We start from the raw sequence: 19,414 nt of genomic DNA, 5'->3' as shown, positions 1-19,414 counted from the left end.
CGGTGACGCGGCGAGACGGTGACGCGGCCGGGCGGTGACGCGGCCGGGCGGTGACGCGGCGAGACGGTGACGCGGTCGGGCCGGACCCGGAGGTCCGGCCCGACGGCTCGTCAGGCCCGGCAGCGCAGCATCGTCAGGGCCGGGTTGTCGTTGAAGACCTGCCAGAAGTCCTCGCCGTACTCCTTGATGCCGGCGGGGGAGATCTCCAGGGGGACCCAGGTCAGGTCGGTGAAGCCGGCGGCCTGGAGGGTGTCCTCGAAGACGTCCCGGCGGGGCGGGTGGGCGGTGAAGGAGATCGGCGGGTCGAGGAGGGCGGTGAGGCGGATGTGGGGGCCGACCTCGTTCTCGTCGCCGACCGGCTCGCACCGGAAGCCGTACTTGGCCAGCGTCTCGCCGCCGAGGCGGAACTCGGGATTCTGCGTGAAGACGAAGAAGTCGGCGCCGGGCGCCAGGCTGCGGTGGATCGCACGGGTCATCCGCTCGATCGTGGCGACGTCGTCGGCGTAGTTGAACGCCTGGACCGCGACGGCGAGGTCGAAGGGCTCGTCGAAGGGGCGCAGTTCGGCGATGTCGCCGACCTCGTAGGAGATGCCGAGCGGGTCGGCGTCCTCCAGGGACCGCGCGGCGGCGATCATCTCGCCGGAGATGTCGACGCCGAGGACGCGGGAGGCGCCGCGGCGCTTGAACTCGCGGCTGTAGAAACCGGTCCCGGAGGCCAGGTCGAGGACCGACCTGCCCCGCACGTCGCCCACCAGGGCGAGGAAGCCGGGCACCTCCCCGTAGCGGGCCAGCGGAAGGGTCTTGAAGCCCTCGAACGCCTCGCCGATCTCGTCGTACAGCTGACCGCTCATCGTGCTGTTCCCCTCAGTCGCGGGCGTCGGTCCGGGTGGGCCGCGGCCTCTGGCGGAGAGTCTTCCGGCGGGTGGGCGGAGGCTGAACAGACGGAAGATCCGAAGATCCGGGGGGAGTTGGGGCGTGCGGATCCCGGCAGTCGGATGGGCGGCTGGTGGGATCGTCCAAGAGGCCGGGGGCCGTGGTGTCGGCGGGTCGGACGGGGTGGTGAGGGGGGCGGCGAGGGGTCGGGCCGCCCCCGTCCGGCTCAGAGGGTCTTCGCGAAGCAGCGGCTGTTCGGGTAGTCGCGGTAGTAGCCGAACTTCGTGCAGGGCTCGTAGCCGCTCGACGTGTACAGGGCGATGGCCTCCGGCTGGGCGGTGCCCGTCTCCAGGACCATGCGGGTGCGGCCGGCCGCGCGGGCGTCCGCCTCCAGCGTGCCGAGGATGCGACGGGCCAGGCCCAGGCCGCGGGCCTCGGGGATCACGTACATGCGCTTCAGCTCGGCGTCGCCGTCCGCGTAACCCTCGTCGTTCGCCTCCTGGGAGCGCCAGCCGCCGGTCGCCACCGGGTGGCCCTCGGGGGCGTACGCGATCAGGTAGAGGCCCCGCGGCGGGGCGAACATCGTGGCGTCGAGCGGTGTGAGGTCGCCCTCGCCGTCGCCTTCGTCGTCCTTGTAGCGCTCGGCGTACTCCAGCTGCACGGCGTCGTTGAGCTTGACCGCGTCGGGGTGGTCGTACGGCGTGGGGCGTATATCCATGCGAAGTATCGTACATGTATGCGACCCGTGGGTGTCGGTATTCTCCCGGGATGCTCACTGTGACGACTGCGAATGTCAACGGCCTCAGGGCCGCCGCCAAGAAGGGCTTCGTCGAGTGGCTGGCCCAGACCTCCGCCGACGCCGTCTGCCTCCAGGAGGTGCGCGCCGAGGAGGCCCAGCTGCCCGCCGAGGTCCGCGCGCCCGAGGGCTGGTTCACCGCCCACGCGCCCGCCGCCGCCAAGGGGCGCGCCGGCGTCTCGCTCTACACCCGGCGCGAGCCCGACGCGGTGCGCGTCGGCTTCGGGTCGAGCGAGTTCGACGGCAGCGGGCGCTACATCGAGGCGGACCTGCCGGGAGTCGTCGTCGCCAGCCTCTACCTGCCCTCCGGTGAGGTCGGCACCGAGCGGCAGGACGAGAAGATCCGGTTCATGGACGCGTTCCTGCCGTACCTCAAGGAGCTCAGGGAGCGCGCCGCCGCCGACGGCCGTGAGGTCGTCGTCTGCGGCGACTGGAACATCGCCCACCGCGAGGCCGACCTGAAGAACTGGAAGGCCAACCGGAAGAGCGCCGGCTTCCTCCCCGAGGAGCGCGAGTGGCTCGGGCGGGTCTTCGAGGAGGGCGACGGAGGGTACGTCGACGTCGTCCGCGCGCTCCACCCCGACCAGGACGGGCCCTACTCCTGGTGGTCCTACCGCGGGCGCGCCTTCGACAACGACAGCGGCTGGCGGATCGACTACCAGGTCGCCACCCCCGGACTCGCCGGGCGGGCCGTCAAGGCGTACGTCGAGCGGGCCGCGACCCACGAGGAGCGCTGGAGTGACCACGCGCCCGTCACGGCCGTCTACGAGATGTAGGCGTCCCCCGGGCCCTCCGAACGTCCTCTGAGGCTCCCCGAGGTTCCCCGAGCCCCCGAAGGTCCTCCGGGTTTCCCCGGCCCCTGCCGTGGCTCAGGGCTGCAGGCGGCGGTCCAGGGCGAGGGAGAGTTCCGCCTCGACCACGCTCTTGGCCAGCGGCCGCAGCCGCTGGAGGTCGCCGTCCGCGGTGTACGTCCCGAGCAGCTCCGTGAAGAGCTCCGCGAGCGCCTCCGCGTGCTCGCGGACCCGCCCGCCCGCCTCCAGTACGGCGGCCAGGGGGACGCCCTCGCGGACCAGGGCGGCGGAGACGTCGAGGAGGCGGCGGCTGACGTGGACGATGTCCTCGCCGTCCGTCGCCAGGTAGCCGAGGTCCAGCGCGGCCGCCAGGTTCTCCGGGGTGACCTCCCCGGCGAAGTGGTCGGCCAGCTCCTCCGGGGTGAGGCGGACCGGCTCCTCCTCCGTGGGGGTGCCGAGTTCGAGGACCTCGCCGACGTCGCGCCCGGACTCGAAGGCGGCCGTGAGGTCGGCGATCCCGTTGAGGGTGTGGCCCCGGTCGAGCAGCGCGGCGATCGTCCGCAGGCGGGCCAGGTGGCGCTCGTCGTACCAGGCGATACGGCCCTCGCGGCGGGGCGGCGGTATCAGCCCGCGCTCGCGGTAGAAGCGCAGGGTGCGCACGGTGATGCCGGCCGCCTCGGCGAGGTCGGTCATGCGGTACTCGCGGCCGGCGGGCTCCGGACCCGCGCCCGGACCCACGGGTGCCGGGCCCTCCGGGGCCCCCGCCGCTCCGGGGGGCGTCGTCGTCGACGTCAGTCCCTCCGGGCCCTCCGGCCCCTGTGCTCGCACCCGTTGTCCTGATCGTTTCGCCACGCTCGCCAGCCTATGTTGTACCGCCGGTAACTTTCCCCGGCCGTACCCCTACCGCTCGGTATGCCGCTGCTCTACAGTCCCGATTGTGCCAGTGATTGCTGGCGTAATCATGGCCGGGCGCACGGGAGGCGGCATGGCGAAGCACGAGCACGTACGGGTGGCGGTGATCGGATCGGGATTCGGCGGACTCGGGGCAGCCGTCCGGCTGCGCCGCGAGGGGATCACCGACTTCGTCGTCCTGGAGCGGGCCGACTCCGTGGGCGGCACCTGGCGGGACAACAGCTACCCCGGCTGCGCCTGCGACGTCCCCTCCCACCTCTACTCCTTCTCCTTCGCGCCCAACCCCGACTGGCCCCGCACCTTCTCCGGCCAGCGCCACATCCGCGCGTATCTGGAGCACGTCACCGACACCTTCGGGATCCGGCCGCACCTGCGGCTGGGGCACGAGGTCACACGGATGGCCTGGGACGAGGACGAGCTGCGCTGGGAGATCGAGACGAGCCGCGGCACCTTCTCGGCCGACGTCGTCGTCTCCGCCACCGGCCCGCTCTCCGACCCCAAGATCCCCGACATCCCCGGACTCGCCGACTTCACCGGCAAGGTCTTCCACTCCGCCCAGTGGGACCACGACTACGACCTCACCGGCAAGCGGGTCGCCGTGGTCGGCACCGGTGCCTCCGCCATCCAGATCGTCCCGGCGATCCAGCCGAAGGTCGGGCGGCTCACCCTCTTCCAGCGCACGCCCCCGTGGGTCATGCCCCGCGCGGACCGCGCCATCAGCGCCCCCGAGCGCTGGCTGCACCGGCAGCTGCCGTTCACCACGGCTGCCCGCCGCGGGCTGCTCTGGGGCATCCGCGAGCTCCAGGTCAGCGCCTTCACCAAGCGCCCCAACGAACTGGGCCTGGTCGAGCGGCTCGCCAAGGCCAACATGGCCAAGGCCATCAAGGACCCGGCGCTGCGGGCCAAGCTGACCCCCTCGTACCGCATCGGCTGCAAGCGGATCCTGCTCTCCAACGCCTACTACCCGGCCCTCGCGCAGCCCAACGTCGACGTCGTCGCCGCCGGGCTCAAGGAGGTCCGCGGGAACACCCTGGTCGCCGCCGACGGCACCGAGACCGAGGTCGACGTGATCGTCTTCGGCACCGGCTTCCACGTCACCGACATGCCGATCGCCCCGCGCGTGGTCGGCGCGGAGGGGCGCTCGCTCGCCGACCACTGGAAGGGCGGCATGGAGGCGCTGCGCGGCGCGACCGTCGCCGGCTTCCCCAACTGGATGACGATCATCGGGCCCAACACCGGGCTCGGGAACTCCTCCATGATCCTCATGATCGAGTCCCAGCTGAACTACATGGCCGACTACCTGCGCCAGCTCGACGTGCTCGGCGGCCGCGCCGCCCTCGCCGCCCGGCCCTCCGCCGTCGGCACCTGGAACCGGCGGGTGCAGGCCCGGATGGAGCGGACCGTGTGGAAGTCCGGCGGCTGCGAGAGCTGGTACCTCGACGCCAACGGCCGCAACACCACCCTGTGGCCGGGCACGACCGGCGAGTTCCGGCGCGAGACGCGGGGCGTCGACCTGTCCGAGTACGAGGTGCTGCGCGCCGCCGCCAAGCCCGCCGCCCGCCGCGCCCCGCGCCGGAAGGAGACGGCCAAGTGAGGCCGGCCGCGCGCGAGCTGACCGCGCTCTCCGCCGACGGCTCCACCCTCCACGTCGAGGTGCACGGCCCCGAGGACGCCCCCGCCGTCGTCCTCGCCCACGGCTGGACCTGCTCGACCCGCTTCTGGGACGCGCAGATCCGGGCGCTCTCCGTCGACCACCGGGTCATCGCCTACGACCAGCGCGGCCACGGCCGCAGCCCGGTCCCCGTGCCGGGCGGCAAGGGCTACGCGACGGACGCGCTCGCCGACGACCTGGAGGCCGTGCTCGCGGCCACCCTCGGGCCCGGCGAACGGGCCGTCGTGGCCGGCCACTCCATGGGGGGCATGACGGTCATGGCCGCCGCCGGGCGCACCGGCCTGCGGCAGCACGCCGCCGCCGTCCTGCTCTGCTCGACCGGGCCCTCCCGGCTCGCGGCCGAGTCGCTGGTCCTGCCGCTGCGGCCGGGGCGGCTCCGCACCCGGCTGACGACGGCCGTCCTGGGCGCGAAGGCGCCGCTCGGACCGGTCAACGCCGCCTCGAAGAGGATCCTCAAGTACGCGACGATGGGACCGGGCTCGGCGCCCGACCGGGTCGAGGCCTGCGCCCGGATCGTGCACGCCTGCCCGCGTGCCGCCCGGGTCGGCTGGTCGCACGTCCTGGCCGGGCTGGACCTGGAGGCGGGCGTGCGCGAGCTGCGGCTGCCCGTGGCCGTGCTCGTCGGCACCGCCGACCGGCTCACCCCGCCGGTCCACTCCCGCGCGATGGCGGCCGCCCTGCCGCACTGCACGGGCCTGGTCGAACTGGCCGGGATGGGCCACATGACGCCGGTGGAGGCCCCGGAGGCCGTCACCGCGCAGATCCGCGAACTGACGCTCACCTACCTGGGCGCGAAGCAGAACGAGGAGGCAGGGGCATGAGCAGGGTGAGCCTGGAGGGACAGGTGGCGGTCGTCACCGGCGGGGCCCGCGGCGTCGGGGAGCTCCTCGCCCGCAAGCTCTCCGCGCGGGGCGCGAAGATCGCCCTGGTCGGCCTGGAGCCGGAGCTCCTGAAGGAGGTCGCCGGCCGGCTGCACACCGAGGCCGACTGGTGGCACGCGGACGTCACCGACCACGAGGCCATGGCGAAGGTCGCGGCCGAGGTGAAGGAGCGGTTCGGCAAGGTCGACATCGTGGTCGCGAACGCGGGCGTGGCGGCCGGCGGGCCGTTCGTGGACTCCGACCCCGGCGCCTGGCGGCGGGTCATCGAGGTCAACCTGATCGGCGGCGCGGTCACGGCCCGGGCGTTCCTGCCGGTCCTGATGGAGTCCCGCGGCTACTTCCTGCAGATCGCCTCGCTCGCCGCGATGACGCCCGCCCCGATGATGACGGCGTACTGCGCCTCCAAGTCCGGCGTGGAGGCCTTCGCGCACAGCCTGCGCGCGGAGGTCGCGTACAAGGGCGTGAAGGTCGGCGTCGGCTACCTCTCCTGGACCGACACGGACATGGTGCGGGGCGCGGACCAGGACGACGTCATGAAGGAGCTGCGCCGGCGGCTGCCGTGGCCGTCGAACCGCACGTACCCGCTCGGCCCGGCCGTCGACCGGATCGTCGCGGGTGTCGAGCGCCGCTCGGCGCATGTCTACGCCCAGTGGTGGCTGCGCGGGATGCAGTCCACCCGCGGCTACCTGCCGGGGATCATCGCCTCCGTCGGGCAGCGCGAGATGCGCCGCTTCGAACCGCGGCTCGCCTCGGTCTCCAAGGGCCTGGTGGGCGCGGGCGGGGCGGCGGACGAACAGGAGCGCGGCGAGCGGGTGTGACGCCGTGTAACCGGTCGACATGCGGCGGGTGAACCGCCGTGCCACGCTGGTCGAGGCCCAGGGGCGGATCCGCCCCGCACCCCTCACACCCTTCTAGGAGTGAACCTTCATGGGCATCAAGGACCAGTTCCAGGACAAGGCGCAGAACCTCTCGGGCAAGGCCAGGCAGGCCGCGGGTTCGAAGAAGGACGAGGCGTCCGAGCGTGCCTCGCAGGGCAGGGAGCAGGCGCAGCAGGACGCGCGGCGCGCCCAGCAGGAGGCACAGGACCGCTTCGACCAGGACTACGACGTCTGACGCCGTCCTGTGAGGAAGGCGCACCCGGGACGCCGGGTGCGCCTTCGCGCGTATCCGGCCACGGACCGGCCGACCGGCCATAAACAGGGGCGGCGGGCGGTCCCCTTTCCGTACGGTGGCGCGCATGCCGGTACTCGAACGACTGCGATCCGATCACGCGCCCGCCCTGCTCGCCTTCGAGCGGGAGAACAGGGCCTTCTTCGCCGCCTCCGTGCCCGACCGGGGGGACGCCTACTTCGAGGGCTTCGACGCCCGCCACCGCGCGCTGCTCGACGAACAGGAGGGCGGCGGGATCGCCTTCCACGTCCTCGTCGCGGACGACGGGGAGATCCTCGGCCGGTTCAACCTCGTGGACCTCGACGGGGACAGCGCGGAGCTCGGCTACCGGCTCGCCGAGAAGGCCACCGGGCGCGGGCTCGCCACGCAGGGCGTGCGCGCGTTGTGCCGGCTGGCGCGCGAGGAGTACGGGCTGAGCCGGCTGACGGCCGCGACGACCCTCGGCAACGGGCCGTCCCGGGCGGTGCTCGCCCGGGTGGGCTTCGGCGCGGTCGGGAGCGTGGCGCTGCCGGGAGGCTCCGCCGGAGCCGCCGCGGCCGCCGGGGCGGACGGCGGCGGCCCCGGCGAGCAGCCGGGGATCGCCTACGAGCTGGACCTCGGCGGCAGTTTCGGCCGGGAGTGGTCCGGCAGCCCCTCGTAGCCCGGGGGGCTCGCGGCGGGGGTCTCGGCGAGCAGGGCCAGCGCGATGTGCACGGCGTCGTCGAGCTGGGCGTAGCGGCCCTCGGCCCAGTCGAGCGGGGTGCGCAGGACCGCGAGGTCCGGTTCCACGCCGTGGTTCTCGATGGACCAGCCGTACTCGGGGAACCAGGCCGCGTTCATCGGCACGGTGATCTGGGTGCCGTCGCCGAGCCGGTGGCGGCCCGTCATGCCGACGACGCCGCCCCAGGTGCGCTGACCCACCACGGGGCCGAGCCCGAGCAGCTTGAACGCGGCGGTGATCATGTCGCCGTCGGAGGAGGTGGCCTCGTCGGCGAGGGCGACGATGGGGCCGCGCGGGGCGTTGGAGGTGTACGAGACGGGCTGGGCGTCGCGGGTGAGGTCCCAGCCCAGGATCCGGCGGGTCAGCTTCTCTATCACCAGCTCGCTGATGTTGCCGCCGGCGTTGCCCCGGACGTCCACGATGAGGGCCGGCCGGGAGACCTCCATGCGCAGGTCGCGGTTGAACTGGGCCCAGCCCGAGCCGCCCATGTCGGGGATGTGCAGGTAGCCGCAGCGGCCGCCGCTCAGCTCCCGTACGACGGCGCGTCGCTTCGCGACCCAGTCCTGGTAGCGCAGCGGGCGTTCGTCGACGAGGGGGACGACGGCGACGCGGCGGGCGCGGCCCGCGCTGCCGGGCGGTCGGAAGGTGAGTTCGACGGTGGTGCCGCCGGTGCCGGACAGCAGCGGGTAGGGGCCGGTGACCGGGTCGACGGGGCGGCCGTCGACGTGGGTGAGGACCGCGCCCTCGCGGATGCCGGTGCCGGCCAGCGGGGAGCGCGCCTTGGAGTCGGAGGAGTCGCCGGGCAGGATCCGCTTCACCATCCAGCCCTCGTCCCGGGGCACGAAGTTGGCGCCCAGCAGGCCCTGGGCGCGCTGGTAGTGCGCCGGGCCCTCGTTGCGGCGGGCGGGGGTGACGTACGCGTGGGAGGTGCCGAGTTCGCCGAAGACCTCGCGCACCAGGTCGGCGAACTCGTCGGGGGAGGCGCACCGTTCGACGAGCGGCCGGTACTGGTCGAGCACCGCCGTCCAGTCGACGCCGCCCATGTCGGGCTCCCAGAAGTAGGCGCGGACGATCCGGCCCGCCTCGTCGAAGGCCTGCCGCCACTCGGCCGCCGGGTCCACCTCGTGCACGATGCGCCGCAGGTCCAGGTAGACGGTGGAGTCGGAGTCGCCGGGCTCGTTGGCGGGGACGGCGCGCAGCTCGCCCTCGTCGACGACGACGAGCCGCGAGGCGTCGCCGCTGACGGCGAACCAGTCGAGGTGGGTGACGAGTTCGGTCTTGCGGGCCTTGGTGATGTTGTAGTGCTCCAGCGTGGGCCGGGGCGAGGGGTCCGAGGGGTTGGCGAAGGTCTCGCCGAGCGCCCCGGAGATCGGCCAGCGCAGCCAGACCAGACCGCCGCCGGCCACCGGGTACAGCGCCGAGTACTTGGAGGCGGTGACCGGGAAGGGCGTGACCCGGTCGGCGAGCCCCTCGGTCTCGACGGTCACCGTGCCGTCGCCGGTGCCCGCCTCCTCGTCGGCCGGGTCCATGCCGCCCGCCGCGGGCCGCCCGTCGGGCAGCAGCGCGAACGGGGACGGGGTCGCCGAGTTGAGCGGTACGAGATAGGGGCGGCAGCCCAGCGGGAAGGACAGGTCGCCGGTGTGGACGTCGTACACCGGGTCGAAGCCCCGCCAGGAGAGGAAGGCGAGGTAGCGTCCGTCGCTGGTGAAGACCGGGTTCTCGTCCTCGAAGCGCCCGTTGGTGACGTCGACGATCATGGGGGCGCCGGGCCCGGAGATCCGGGCCATCTTGATGGAGCGCAGGGAACGCCCGATGCCCGGGTGGGACCAGGTGAGCCAGGCCCCGTCGGGGGAGAACGCCAGGTCGCGTACGGGTCCGTTGACGGAGCGGATGAGCTCGGTGACCTCGCCGGGGGTTTCGGAGACGGTCTCGGAGACGGTTCCGGCGGAGGCTTCGAGGGTGGCGCCTCCGGCGGGGGTGGCCTCCCCGATCGCCTCGGGCTCCGCCCCCGTCCCCGCCTCGACGGTCGCGGTCGTCTCGTCCCCGTCCCCGTCCCCGTCCCCGTCCCCGTCCTCGCCCCCGTCCTCGTCCTCGGTCGTCGTGATCAGCAGCAGGCGGCCGTCGTTGGAGGCGATGGCCAGCCGTTCGCCGTCCGGGTCGGAGATCATCTCCTCGACCCGACCGAGCCGGCCCGCGGCGAGTCGGCGCGGCTCCCGGTCGCCGCTGGCGCGCGGGAGCGTCGCGATCTCGATGGCGTCCTCGCCCTCCGCGTCGGTGACGTACGCGACCTGCCCGCCGCTGCCGAGCATCTCGGGCTGCCTGACCCGTACGCCCGGGGTGTCGGCGATGGTCCGGGCCGGGCCGTCGCGGTGGGTCAGCCAGTAGAGGCTGCCGCGCACGGAGACGGCGCTGGCCCGCCCGGTCTCGTCCACGGAGAGCGCGTCGACGTGGTGGGCGGCGGGCACCTGGTAGGGGCGCCGGCCGGCGCGGGGCCCGCCGAGCCGGACCTCCAGGCGGCGCGGGCGCGAGCCGGCGCTCAGGTCGTCGACGATCCACAGTGCGCCGGCGCACTGGTAGACGACCCGGCGCCCGTCGCTGGAGGCGTGCCGGGCGTAGAACTCGTCGTGGTCGGTGTGGCGACGCAGTCCGGTGCCGTCGGGCCGGCAGGAGTAGAGGTTGCCGATGCCCTCGTGGTCGGAGAGGAAGGCGATCCGGTGGCCGCCCTCGGCCTCGGGCGCGGCGACGAACATGGGCGCCTCGAACTGCCCGCCGAGGTCTTCGAGGAGCCGTTCGCCGTGCAGCCAGAGGCGTCCCATGGCGCCGCCCCGGTAGCGCTTCCAGGAGGCCGGCTCGTGCGGCGGGCGCCCGGTGAGCAGCAGGGTGCGGCGCTGCCCTCCGGAGCCCTCGGCGCCGGGGCCGCCGTCGCCCAGGTCGGCGACGGCGATGTCGGAGACCAGGCCCCAGGGCATCCGGCCGCCGGGGGTGCCGTCGGTGGGGACGCTGTAGGCCCAGGAGTAGTACGAGAACGGCTGCCCGTGCGAGGAGACGGCGAGGATGTCGGACCGGCCGTCCTTGTCGGGGGGCGACCAGCCGCAGACCCGGGTGTCGGTGGACCCCCAGTAGGTCAGCCGACGGGCCGGGCCGCCGTCGACCGGCGCGAGGTGGATCTCCGGGTCGAGGCTGCGCCAGCTCGTGTACGCGAGGTGGCGCCCGTCGGGGGAGAAGCGCGGGGGCCCGACCCGCGTCCGGTCGACGGTGACCCGCCAGGCGCGGCCGGGGCGGTGGCCCTCGGGCACGAGGGGGGAGACCCAGAGGTCGTCCTCGGTGACGAAGCACAGCAGCTCGTCGTGGAGGTGCGGGAAGCGGAGATACGCGAGGTCGTCACTCACCTCCTCATGCTTTCCGCGCGAAGGGGGTGCGGCAACTCGTACGTGTGGTCGAAGTGTGGACCGGGGCGTGGGCCGGGTGTGGCCGAGGACACGTACGAAACGGTTTCGTTTCGCAAGGCGGGTGGGTATCGTCGTGGTGTACGAAACGGTTTCGTTCGGGTCCGCCCGAACGGAACCGCGCCAGGAACCCCAGTCGGACAGGAGGCCGGTCATGGCCAGCAGGCTCACCCCCGAAAGGGAGGCCGAGCTCTACACGGCCGTGCTCGACCTGCTGCGCGAGGTCGGCTACGACGCCCTCACCATGGACGCCGTCGCCGCCCGCACCCGATCCAGCAAGGCCACCCTCTACCGCCAGTGGGGGAGCAAGCCGCAACTCGTCGTCATGGCACTGCGCCACGACAAGCCGGTCGAGCTCGGAGAGATCGACACCGGCAGTCTGCGCGGTGACTTCGACGTGATGCTGCAACGGACCGACGACTGCCGGCTGGAGAAGGACGCCGCGCTGATGCGGGGTCTGTCCCACGCCGTCCACGACAACCCCGATCTGCTCCAGGCCATGCGCGAGCTGCTCGTCGAACCCGAGATGAACAGCCTCGACGAGGTGCTCCAGCGGGCCGTCCGCAGGGGCGAGATCGCCGCCGACAACCCGGCGCTCAAGCTCCTGCCCCACATGCTGATCGGAGCGTTCGTCGCCCGCCCGCTGATCGAGGACCGGCCGGTCGACGCCGCCTTCCTCAGCGCCTACGTCAACGCCGTCGTGCTCCCCTCACTCGGCGCCTGACCCCACCGGCCTCCCCGGCCGGAACCGCAGACGCGTCCGCACCGGCTCCCCGGCCGGTACCGCCGGAACGTCCGCACCCCGTACCCCCTGACGCTGCGCACCGCTCACGCCGTCGGGCCGGCTCCCCATGCCCTGTCCCACTCAACACCGGGAGTACGCCCCCGTGGCCACGTTCCTCTACAAGCTCGGCCGTTCCGCCTTCCGGCGCCGACGGCTCGTCGCCCTGCTCTGGGTGGCGCTCCTCGCCCTCGCGGGCGTCGGCGCCGCCACCGCGCCCGCCGCGACCTCCAGCTCCTTCTCGATACCCGGCACCGAGGCCCAGCGCGCCTTCGACCTGCTCGAAGAGCGCTTCCCCGGCGGCAGCGCCGACGGCGCCACCGCCCGGGTGGTCTTCGAGGCCCCGACCGGCCAGACCATGAAGACGCCGGCCAACAAGGCGAAGGTCGAGGAGACCGTCGCCGCGCTGAAGTCGGGCTCCGACCAGGTCGCCCGGGTCACCGACCCGTACACCGCGCAGGCCATCTCCCAGGACGGGCGGATCGCCTACGTCTCCGTCTCCTACAAGGTCAGCGGGATGGAGCTGACCGACGAGACCCGTGAGGCCCTCAAGGAGGCCGGCCATGCCGCGCAGGGCCAGGGCCTGACCGTCGAGATCGGCGGCGACGCGCTCCAGAGCATGCCGGAGACCGGCGCGGGCGAGATCGTCGGCGTGGTCATCGCGGGCATCGTGCTCGTCATCACCTTCGGCTCGCTCGTGGCCGCCGGACTGCCGCTGCTCACCGCGATCATCGGGGTCGGCATCGGCGTCTCGACGATCACCGCGCTCGCCAACGTCCTGGACCTCGGCTCCACCACCTCCACCCTCGCGATGATGATCGGCCTCGCGGTCGGCATCGACTACGCCCTGTTCATCGTCTCCCGCTACCGCGCGGAGCTCGCCGAGGGCCGGGCGAAGGAGGAGGCCGCCGGGCGCGCCGTCGGCACCGCCGGCTCCGCCGTGGTCTTCGCCGGCCTCACCGTGGTCATCGCCCTGGTCGGCCTGGCCGTCGTCAACATCCCGATGCTGACGAAGATGGGCTTCGCCGCCGCCGGCACGGTCGTGATCGCCGTGCTGATCGCGCTCACCCTGATCCCGGCCCTGCTGGGCTTCGCCGGCGACAGGGTCGTGGGCCGCAAGGCGCGCAAGGCCGCGAAGGCGTCCGCCGAGGGCACCGGCACCGAGGCGGGCGCCAAGCCGAACGGCGGCACCCGCTGGGCCCGCTTCGTCATCCGCCGCCCGGTGTTCGTGCTGCTCGTCGGCGTCCTCGGCCTCGGCGCGATCGCCGTGCCGGCCGCCTCCCTGGAGATGGGCCTGCCCGACGACGGCGTCAAGCCCGTCTCCGCCACCGAGCGGCGCGCCTACGACCTGCTCTCCGAGGGCTTCGGGCCCGGCTTCAACGGCCCGCTGCTCGTCGTCGTCGACGGCGGCAAGGCGACCGCCGACAGGACCGTGGACACGATCAAGGGCCTGGACGGCGTCGTGGCGGTCACCCCGCCGACCCCGAACAAGGCGGGCGACGCCGCGATGATCACGGTGATCCCGAAGGACCGCCCGTCCTCCGTCGACACCGAGGAGCTGGTGCACGACATCCGCGGCGCGACCGGCGACGAGGTCCTGGTCACCGGCGCCACCGCGATGAACATCGACTTCTCGCAGAAGATGAACGACGCGCTGCTGCCCTACCTGGCGCTGGTCGTCGGACTCGCCTTCCTGCTCCTGATGGTGGTCTTCCGCTCGATCCTGGTCCCGCTGAAGGCGGCCCTCGGCTTCCTGCTCTCCGTGGTCGCCGCCCTCGGCGCGGTCGTCGCGGTCTTCCAGTGGGGTTGGCTCGGCAGCCTGTTCGGGGTCGAGCAGACCGGCCCGATCATGTCGATGATGCCGATCTTCATGGTGGGCGTGGTCTTCGGCCTGGCCATGGACTACGAGGTCTTCCTGGTCACCCGGATGCGCGAGGCGTACGTCCACGGGGCGCGCCCCGGCGAGGCGATCGTGACCGGCTTCCGGCACAGCGCCCGGGTGGTCACCGCCGCCGCGGTGATCATGATCGCGGTCTTCTCCGGCTTCATCGGCATGGACGACCAGATGATCAAGATGATCGGCTTCGGCCTGGCCGTCGCCGTCCTCTTCGACGCGTTCGTGGTCCGCATGGCGATCGTCCCGGCCGTGCTCGCGCTCCTCGGCCACAAGGCCTGGTGGCTGCCGAAGTGGCTCGGCCGCGTGCTGCCCAACGTGGACGTCGAGGGCGAGGCGCTGGCCGCCCGGGACGCCGGCGACGCCGACGAGGAGCCGAAGGAGCTGGTCTCCGCCTGACCTCACCGACTCCGGGGCCGCCGCTTGAGCGGGCGGCGGGCCCCGGACCGCGCCGGAACCTGTGGGGACGGGGAGCCGACGCGACCCTGCGCCGTCACCGTGTCGCCCGCGACGCGGTGGCGGCGTAGGTGTGTCGGAGGAAGCGCATCAGGGCCGTCGTGTCGAACTGCACGACGGCCACCCCGTCGACGCCGTGGAACTCGACGACCGTCTGGACCCGGCCGCAGGGCCAGACCTCGATGTCCCCGCGCCGGGCGGGGCCGCGCAGGCCGGTCTCCAGGAGCGAGCGCGGGAAGGACCACTCGATGTCGCCGGGGAAGACGAAGCGGACGGTCGCGGGGGAGAAGCCGGCGTCGTAGCGGAGGAGGACCGGGACGGGGCGGGAGAGGGGGGCGTCGGTGACGATCCGTCCCCTGGCGCTCTCCTCGACGGCGTGCGCGGGGGAGGGGCGGCCGGTGCGGGCGACGGGGGTGGAGGCTGCGGGGGTGGCGGGGGCGGCATCGGCGGTACGGACGGTGGGGGCGGTGTGGTCATCCGTGGCGCGCGTCATCGAACGGCTCCTCATGCTCATCACACTCATCGCATTTGCTCTCTAATGTCCCATATTTCCCGGCGCACGCGCCGAGCGAGTCCACCTCTTTTGTGTTCTCCACGCTCTTGCAAGCTCTTCGCAGGAGCGCTCTATGATGCGGGACGTGCATGTACCTGACGGATTCATCAACGCTCCCGTATCGGCCGCCGCCGGTGTCGTCGCCGCCGGCGCCGTAGCCGTCAGCCTGCGCGGAGCCCGCAAGGAGCTCGACGAGCGGACCGCGCCGCTGGCCGGCCTCGTCGCGGCCTTCATCTTCGCCGTACAGATGCTCAACTTCCCCGTCGCCGCCGGAACAAGCGGGCATCTTCTCGGCGGAGCGCTGGCCGCGATCCTCGTCGGCCCCTACACCGGGGTGCTCTGCATTGCCGTCGTCCTGCTCATGCAGGGCGTCCTGTTCGCCGACGGCGGCCTCACCGCGCTCGGCGTGAACATCACCGTCATGGGCGTGGTCACGGTCGTCGTGTCGTACGCGCTCTTCCGCGGCCTGGTCCTCGCGCTGCCGCGCACCCGCCGCTCGGTGACGATCGCCTCCTTCGTCGCCGCGCTGGTCTCCGTGCCGGCCGCGGCCACCGCCTTCACCGCGATCTACGCCCTCGGCGGCACCACCGACGTGCCGATCACCAAGGTCCTCACCGCGATGGTCGGCGTCCACGTGCTCATCGGCCTCGGCGAGGCCGTCATCACCATGCTCACCGTCGGCGCGGTCATCGCCGTCCGGCCCGACCTCGTGCACGGCGCGCGCGGCCTGACCGCGCCGCTCAAGCTGCGCGTGGGCGGCGAGCTGATCGACGCCACCCCGGTCACCACGCCCGCCACCGCCCCGGCCGCCCCCGGCTCCCCGAGGAAGCTGTGGATCGGCGGGGTCGTCACCGCCCTCGTGCTCGCCGGCTTCGTCTCCTTCTACGCCTCCGCCAGCCCGGACGGCCTGGAGAAGGTCGCCGCCGACAAGGGCATCGACAGCAAGGTCCGGCCGCACGCGGCCGCCGACTCCCCGCTCGCCGACTACGGCGTCAAGGACGTCACCGACGCGCGCCTGTCCGGCGGTCTCGCCGGCGTGATCGGCGTGGGCGCGACCCTCGCCGTCGGCAGCGGGGCCTTCTGGGTCGTGCGCCGCCGCAGGAGCGCGAGCTCCGCCCTCCCCGCGAACGCGGACGCCTGATGGGCGCGGGGCACGCCCACAAGCTCTACCGGCGGGAGGACTCGCCGGTCCACGGGCTGCCCCCGCACACCAAGCTGGCGGCCGTCTTCGCCTTCGTCGTGGTGGTCGTCTCCACCCCGCGCGAGGCGGTCTGGGCCTTCGCCGGGTACGCCGCGCTGCTCGGCGTGGTCGCCGGCCGGGCCCGGGTGCCGGCCGGGTTCCTGCTGAAGCGACTGCTCATCGAGGTCCCCTTCGTGGCCTTCGCGGTGCTCATGCCCTTCGTGGTGCCCGGCGAGCAGACCACCGTCCTCGGCGTCTCCCTCTCCGTCCCCGGCCTGTGGGGCGCCTGGAACGTGCTCGCCAAGGGCACCCTCGGCGTCGCGGCCTCCGTACTGCTCGCCGCCACCACCGAGCTGCGCGGCCTGCTCCTCGGCCTCCAGCGGCTGCGGCTGCCCGCGCTGCTCGTGCAGATCGCCACGTTCATGATCCGCTACGGCGACGTGATCACCGACGAGATGCGCCGGATGTCCATCGCCCGCCGCTCGCGCGGCTTCGAGGCCCGCGGCGTACGGCACTGGGGCGTCCTCGCCAAGTCGGCCGGCGCCCTCTTCATCCGCTCCTACGAGCGCGGCGAGCGCGTCCACCTCGCGATGGTCAGCCGCGGCTACACCGGGTCCATGCCGGTCATCGACGAGGTCACCGCCACCCCCGCCCAGTGGCGCTACGCCGCCGCGCTCCCGCTCGCCGCCCTCCTGATCTGCCTTCTCGGATGGACGCTATGACCACTGCTCCCCCGCCGGCCTCGCTGGACGTGCGCGGCCTCGCGTACGCCTACCCCGACGGCCACCAGGCCCTGTTCGGCGTGGACCTGACCGTCGGGCGCGGCGAGCGGGTCGCCCTGCTCGGCCCCAACGGCGCCGGCAAGACCACCCTCGTCCTCCACCTCAACGGCATCCTCACCGGCGGCGCGGGCGGCGTCACCGTCGCCGGGCTGCCGGTGGCCAGGAAGAACCTCGCCGAGATCCGGCGCCGGGTCGGCATCGTCTTCCAGGACCCCGACGACCAGCTCTTCATGCCGACCGTCCGCGAGGACGTCGCCTTCGGCCCGGCGGCCGCGGGCCTCCGGGGCGCGGAGCTGGAGGCGGCCGTCCACCGGGCCCTGGAGCGGGTCGGCATGGCGGAGTTCGCCGACCGGCCGCCGCACCACCTCTCGTTCGGGCAGCGGCGCCGGGTCGCCGTCGCGACCGTCCTCGTGATGGAGCCGGAGATCCTCGTCCTCGACGAGCCCTCCTCCAACCTGGACCCGGCCTCGCGCCGCGAGCTCGCCGACATCCTGCGCTCCCTGGACGTCACCGTCCTGATGGTCACCCACGACCTGCCGTACGCCCTGGAGCTCTGCCCGCGCTCGGTGATCCTCAGCGAGGGCGTGATCGCCGCCGACGGGCGGACCGCCGACATCCTCACCGACGAGGAGCTCATGGCCCGGCACCGACTGGAACTGCCGTACGGCTTCGTGCCGAGCTCCGTGGCCTGAACCCCGGAATCGGCCGCGCGCCCCCCACGTTGCACCATGGGGTGTCGAACGACGAGAGGAAGCGTGGGTCAGGTGGACGTCCGTGGCACGGTGGAGGCCGGTTTCGAGCCGGTCAGGGACGCGTTCCTGCGCAACTTCGAGCAGCGCGGCGAGCGGGGCGCGGCCGTCGCCGTCTACCGGGACGGCGCGAAGGTCGTCGACCTGTGGGCGGGCACGAAGGACGTCGACGGCGAAGACCCCTGGGCCGTGGACACCGCCCAGGTCGTCCGCTCCGCCACCAAGGGCGTCTCCGCCGCCGTGCCGCTGCTGCTCCACCAGCGCGGGCAGCTCGACCTGGACGCCCCGGTCGCCACGTACTGGCCCGAGTTCAAGGCGGCCGGCAAGGAGCGGGTGACCGTGCGCCAGCTGCTCGCGCACCGCGCGGGCGTCCCCGTCCTCGACCGTCCGCTGACCCTGGCCGAGGCGGTCGACCTGCCGACGGCGTCCGCCGCCATCGCCGCCCAGGCACCCGTCTGGGAGCCGGGCACGGCCCACGGCTACCACCCCCACACCTTCAGCTGGCTGCTCGGCGGCCTGGTCCACCGGGTCACCGGCCGCACGATGGGCCGCTGGGTGGCCGAGGAGATCGCCGCCCCGCTCGGCCTCGACCTGTGGATAGGCCTGCCCGACGCCGAGGCCCACCGGGTCGGCCGGCTGGGCCCGGTCGAGGAGCTGGAGCCGGCCGACAGCGGGGCCCTCAGGCTGCGCCCCAAGCGCGCGGTCTCCGACGCGTACAAGGACCCGCGGTCGCTCACCCGGCGGGCCTTCGGGGTGATCGAGCCCGCGCCCGACGAGAACGACCCGGTGTACCGGGCGGCCGGACTGCCCGGCTCGGCGGGCGTGGCCACGGCCCGTGCGCTGGCCCGCTTCTACGCGGCGACGCTCGGCCCGGTCGACGGCGCCGCCCGCCTCTTCGCCCCGGCGACGACGACCCTGGCCCGCACCGAGGAGTCGGCGGGCGCCGACCGCGTGCTGCTGGTCGGCACCCGCTTCGGCCTCGGCCACATGCTGCACGGCCCGGCCTCGCCGCTGCTCGGACCGAGCTCCTTCGGCCACCCGGGCCGGGGCGGCTCGCTGGGCTTCGCCGACCCCGAGTCCGGGATCGCCTTCGGCTACGTCACCAACGGCATGCGCAAGACGGTCACGGCCGACCCGCGCGCGCAGGCCCTGGTGCGGGCGGTGCGTGCGGTGCTCTAGCGGACGTACCAGCCCTGGTCCGCGTAGTCCTCGCAGTCGTACTGGAACGGGTTCCGGTCGACCTCGGTGCCCTGCATCGCCAGACACTTTCCGCTGTTGAAGTTCTTCAGCTTGAAGACGTCCGGGTTCTCGGTGGCGACCTTCTGCCAGAACTGGTCCGCGAAGTTCAGGCACTCGTACTGCTCCGGGATGGTGCCGTTCTCGGCCCCCCGCACGATGAGGCACTTCCCGCTGTTGACGTTCTTCAGCTGGAACACGCCCGGGGTGGGGGCGTTCGAGTCGTCGAATATCCAGAACTGATCGGCGTAGTCCAGGCAGTCCCAGGCGAACGGGATCCTGCCGTTCTCGGTCCCCTGCACGGCGACGCACTTGCCGCCGTAGGCGTTCTTGAGGTGGAAACCGGGCTGCGGCTCCACGTACACCGCGGACGCGGTGGAGGCGGAGCCGACGAGCGCGGTGGCCGTCAGCGCGGCGGTGGCCAGGGCGGTGCCCAGGATGCGCGACCTGATCATGTGATCTCCCTCGTAGGCGGGCGTACGTGGCGCGGGGCGGCGTACGCGATCTTGATGAGGAAGATAGGCGGCCGATAAGGGTCTTGT

18 protein-coding genes are annotated in these 19,414 nt (G+C 73.2%); 12 read left to right on the top strand and 6 right to left on the bottom strand.

Annotated features, from left to right (window positions below):
- Positions 1 to 110: 110 nt before the first annotated feature.
- Complete coding sequence (locus tag OG309_RS15185) at positions 111 to 851, bottom strand: class I SAM-dependent methyltransferase (protein WP_329421281.1); 741 nt, start codon at positions 849 to 851, stop codon at positions 111 to 113.
- Positions 852 to 1,099: 248 nt separating this feature from the next.
- On the bottom strand, positions 1,100 to 1,591 hold the full coding sequence (locus OG309_RS15180; RefSeq protein WP_329421279.1) for a GNAT family N-acetyltransferase: 492 nt from the start codon (positions 1,589 to 1,591) through the stop codon (positions 1,100 to 1,102).
- A gap of 50 nt (positions 1,592 to 1,641) precedes the next feature.
- Here OG309_RS15180 and OG309_RS15175 point away from each other — a divergent pair, with 50 nt between their 5' ends.
- Complete coding sequence (locus tag OG309_RS15175; RefSeq protein ID WP_329421277.1) at positions 1,642 to 2,445, top strand: exodeoxyribonuclease III; 804 nt, start codon at positions 1,642 to 1,644, stop codon at positions 2,443 to 2,445.
- 93 nt (positions 2,446 to 2,538) lie between these two features.
- Here OG309_RS15175 and OG309_RS15170 read toward each other — a convergent pair whose 3' ends face one another.
- The gene (locus OG309_RS15170) at positions 2,539 to 3,153 is read right to left on the bottom strand and encodes a MerR family transcriptional regulator (protein WP_329421276.1); all 615 of its coding nucleotides are present in this window, start codon (positions 3,151 to 3,153) and stop codon (positions 2,539 to 2,541) included.
- Between the two features lie 292 nt (positions 3,154 to 3,445).
- Between OG309_RS15170 and OG309_RS15165 the strand changes: the two genes are divergently transcribed.
- The 5 genes from OG309_RS15165 to OG309_RS15145 all read left to right on the top strand — a co-directional run bounded on the left by OG309_RS15165 (position 3,446) and on the right by OG309_RS15145 (position 7,735).
- On the top strand, positions 3,446 to 4,966 hold the full coding sequence (locus tag OG309_RS15165) for a flavin-containing monooxygenase (RefSeq protein ID WP_329421275.1): 1,521 nt from the start codon (positions 3,446 to 3,448) through the stop codon (positions 4,964 to 4,966).
- Positions 4,963 to 5,865 (top strand): alpha/beta fold hydrolase, encoded by a 903-nt coding sequence (locus OG309_RS15160; RefSeq protein ID WP_329421274.1) that lies wholly within the window; start codon positions 4,963 to 4,965, stop codon positions 5,863 to 5,865. The genes OG309_RS15165 and OG309_RS15160 overlap by 4 nt, the downstream gene beginning before the upstream one ends.
- Positions 5,862 to 6,743 carry an SDR family oxidoreductase gene (locus OG309_RS15155; RefSeq protein WP_329421273.1) on the top strand — a complete coding sequence of 294 codons (882 nt, stop codon included), beginning with the start codon at positions 5,862 to 5,864 and terminating at the stop codon, positions 6,741 to 6,743. Before OG309_RS15160 ends, OG309_RS15155 begins: the two co-directional genes overlap by 4 nt.
- 109 nt (positions 6,744 to 6,852) lie before the next feature.
- Positions 6,853 to 7,038 carry a hypothetical protein gene (locus tag OG309_RS15150; protein ID WP_329421271.1) on the top strand — a complete coding sequence of 62 codons (186 nt, stop codon included), beginning with the start codon at positions 6,853 to 6,855 and terminating at the stop codon, positions 7,036 to 7,038.
- Between the two features lie 124 nt (positions 7,039 to 7,162).
- The gene (locus OG309_RS15145; RefSeq protein WP_329421270.1) at positions 7,163 to 7,735 is read left to right on the top strand and encodes a GNAT family N-acetyltransferase; all 573 of its coding nucleotides are present in this window, start codon (positions 7,163 to 7,165) and stop codon (positions 7,733 to 7,735) included.
- On the opposite strand, the gene OG309_RS15140 is transcribed toward OG309_RS15145, so the two are convergent.
- Positions 7,678 to 11,184, bottom strand: coding sequence for a S41 family peptidase (locus OG309_RS15140; protein WP_329421268.1), 3,507 nt, complete (start codon positions 11,182 to 11,184; stop codon positions 7,678 to 7,680). The two genes, OG309_RS15145 and OG309_RS15140, sit on opposite strands and share 58 nt — an antisense overlap.
- Before the next feature lie 211 nt (positions 11,185 to 11,395).
- Here OG309_RS15140 and OG309_RS15135 point away from each other — a divergent pair, with 211 nt between their 5' ends.
- Positions 11,396 to 11,965 carry a TetR/AcrR family transcriptional regulator gene (locus OG309_RS15135; protein WP_329421266.1) on the top strand — a complete coding sequence of 190 codons (570 nt, stop codon included), beginning with the start codon at positions 11,396 to 11,398 and terminating at the stop codon, positions 11,963 to 11,965.
- 163 nt (positions 11,966 to 12,128) lie between these two features.
- The gene (locus OG309_RS15130; protein WP_329421265.1) at positions 12,129 to 14,315 is read left to right on the top strand and encodes an MMPL family transporter; all 2,187 of its coding nucleotides are present in this window, start codon (positions 12,129 to 12,131) and stop codon (positions 14,313 to 14,315) included.
- A 94-nt stretch (positions 14,316 to 14,409) separates the two neighbouring features.
- On the opposite strand, the gene OG309_RS15125 is transcribed toward OG309_RS15130, so the two are convergent.
- The gene (locus OG309_RS15125; protein WP_443067567.1) at positions 14,410 to 14,865 is read right to left on the bottom strand and encodes an SsgA family sporulation/cell division regulator; all 456 of its coding nucleotides are present in this window, start codon (positions 14,863 to 14,865) and stop codon (positions 14,410 to 14,412) included.
- 145 nt (positions 14,866 to 15,010) lie between these two features.
- On the opposite strand from OG309_RS15125, the gene OG309_RS15120 reads away from it, so the two are divergent.
- The 4 genes from OG309_RS15120 (at position 15,011) to OG309_RS15105 (ending at position 18,815) form a co-directional block, all read left to right on the top strand.
- Positions 15,011 to 16,066 (top strand): energy-coupling factor ABC transporter permease, encoded by a 1,056-nt coding sequence (locus OG309_RS15120; RefSeq protein WP_329421264.1) that lies wholly within the window; start codon positions 15,011 to 15,013, stop codon positions 16,064 to 16,066.
- A complete protein-coding gene (cbiQ, locus tag OG309_RS15115) occupies positions 16,066 to 16,827 on the top strand; it encodes a cobalt ECF transporter T component CbiQ (RefSeq protein WP_329421263.1) in 762 nt (253 codons plus the stop codon). The genes OG309_RS15120 and cbiQ overlap by 1 nt, the downstream gene beginning before the upstream one ends.
- A complete protein-coding gene (locus OG309_RS15110) occupies positions 16,824 to 17,579 on the top strand; it encodes an energy-coupling factor ABC transporter ATP-binding protein (protein WP_329421262.1) in 756 nt (251 codons plus the stop codon). The genes cbiQ and OG309_RS15110 overlap by 4 nt, the downstream gene beginning before the upstream one ends.
- A gap of 72 nt (positions 17,580 to 17,651) precedes the next feature.
- Positions 17,652 to 18,815 (top strand): serine hydrolase domain-containing protein, encoded by a 1,164-nt coding sequence (locus tag OG309_RS15105; protein WP_329428330.1) that lies wholly within the window; start codon positions 17,652 to 17,654, stop codon positions 18,813 to 18,815.
- Here the strand turns inward: OG309_RS15105 and OG309_RS15100 are convergent.
- Positions 18,812 to 19,327 (bottom strand): RICIN domain-containing protein, encoded by a 516-nt coding sequence (locus OG309_RS15100; RefSeq protein WP_329421260.1) that lies wholly within the window; start codon positions 19,325 to 19,327, stop codon positions 18,812 to 18,814. The two genes, OG309_RS15105 and OG309_RS15100, sit on opposite strands and share 4 nt — an antisense overlap.
- Positions 19,328 to 19,414: the final 87 nt, after the last annotated feature.

The sequence above is a fragment of the Streptomyces sp. NBC_01268 genome (assembly GCF_036240795.1).
Taxonomy (GTDB): Bacteria; Actinomycetota; Actinomycetes; order Streptomycetales; family Streptomycetaceae; genus Streptomyces.
This window is presented reverse-complemented; position numbering and strand designations above follow the sequence as displayed.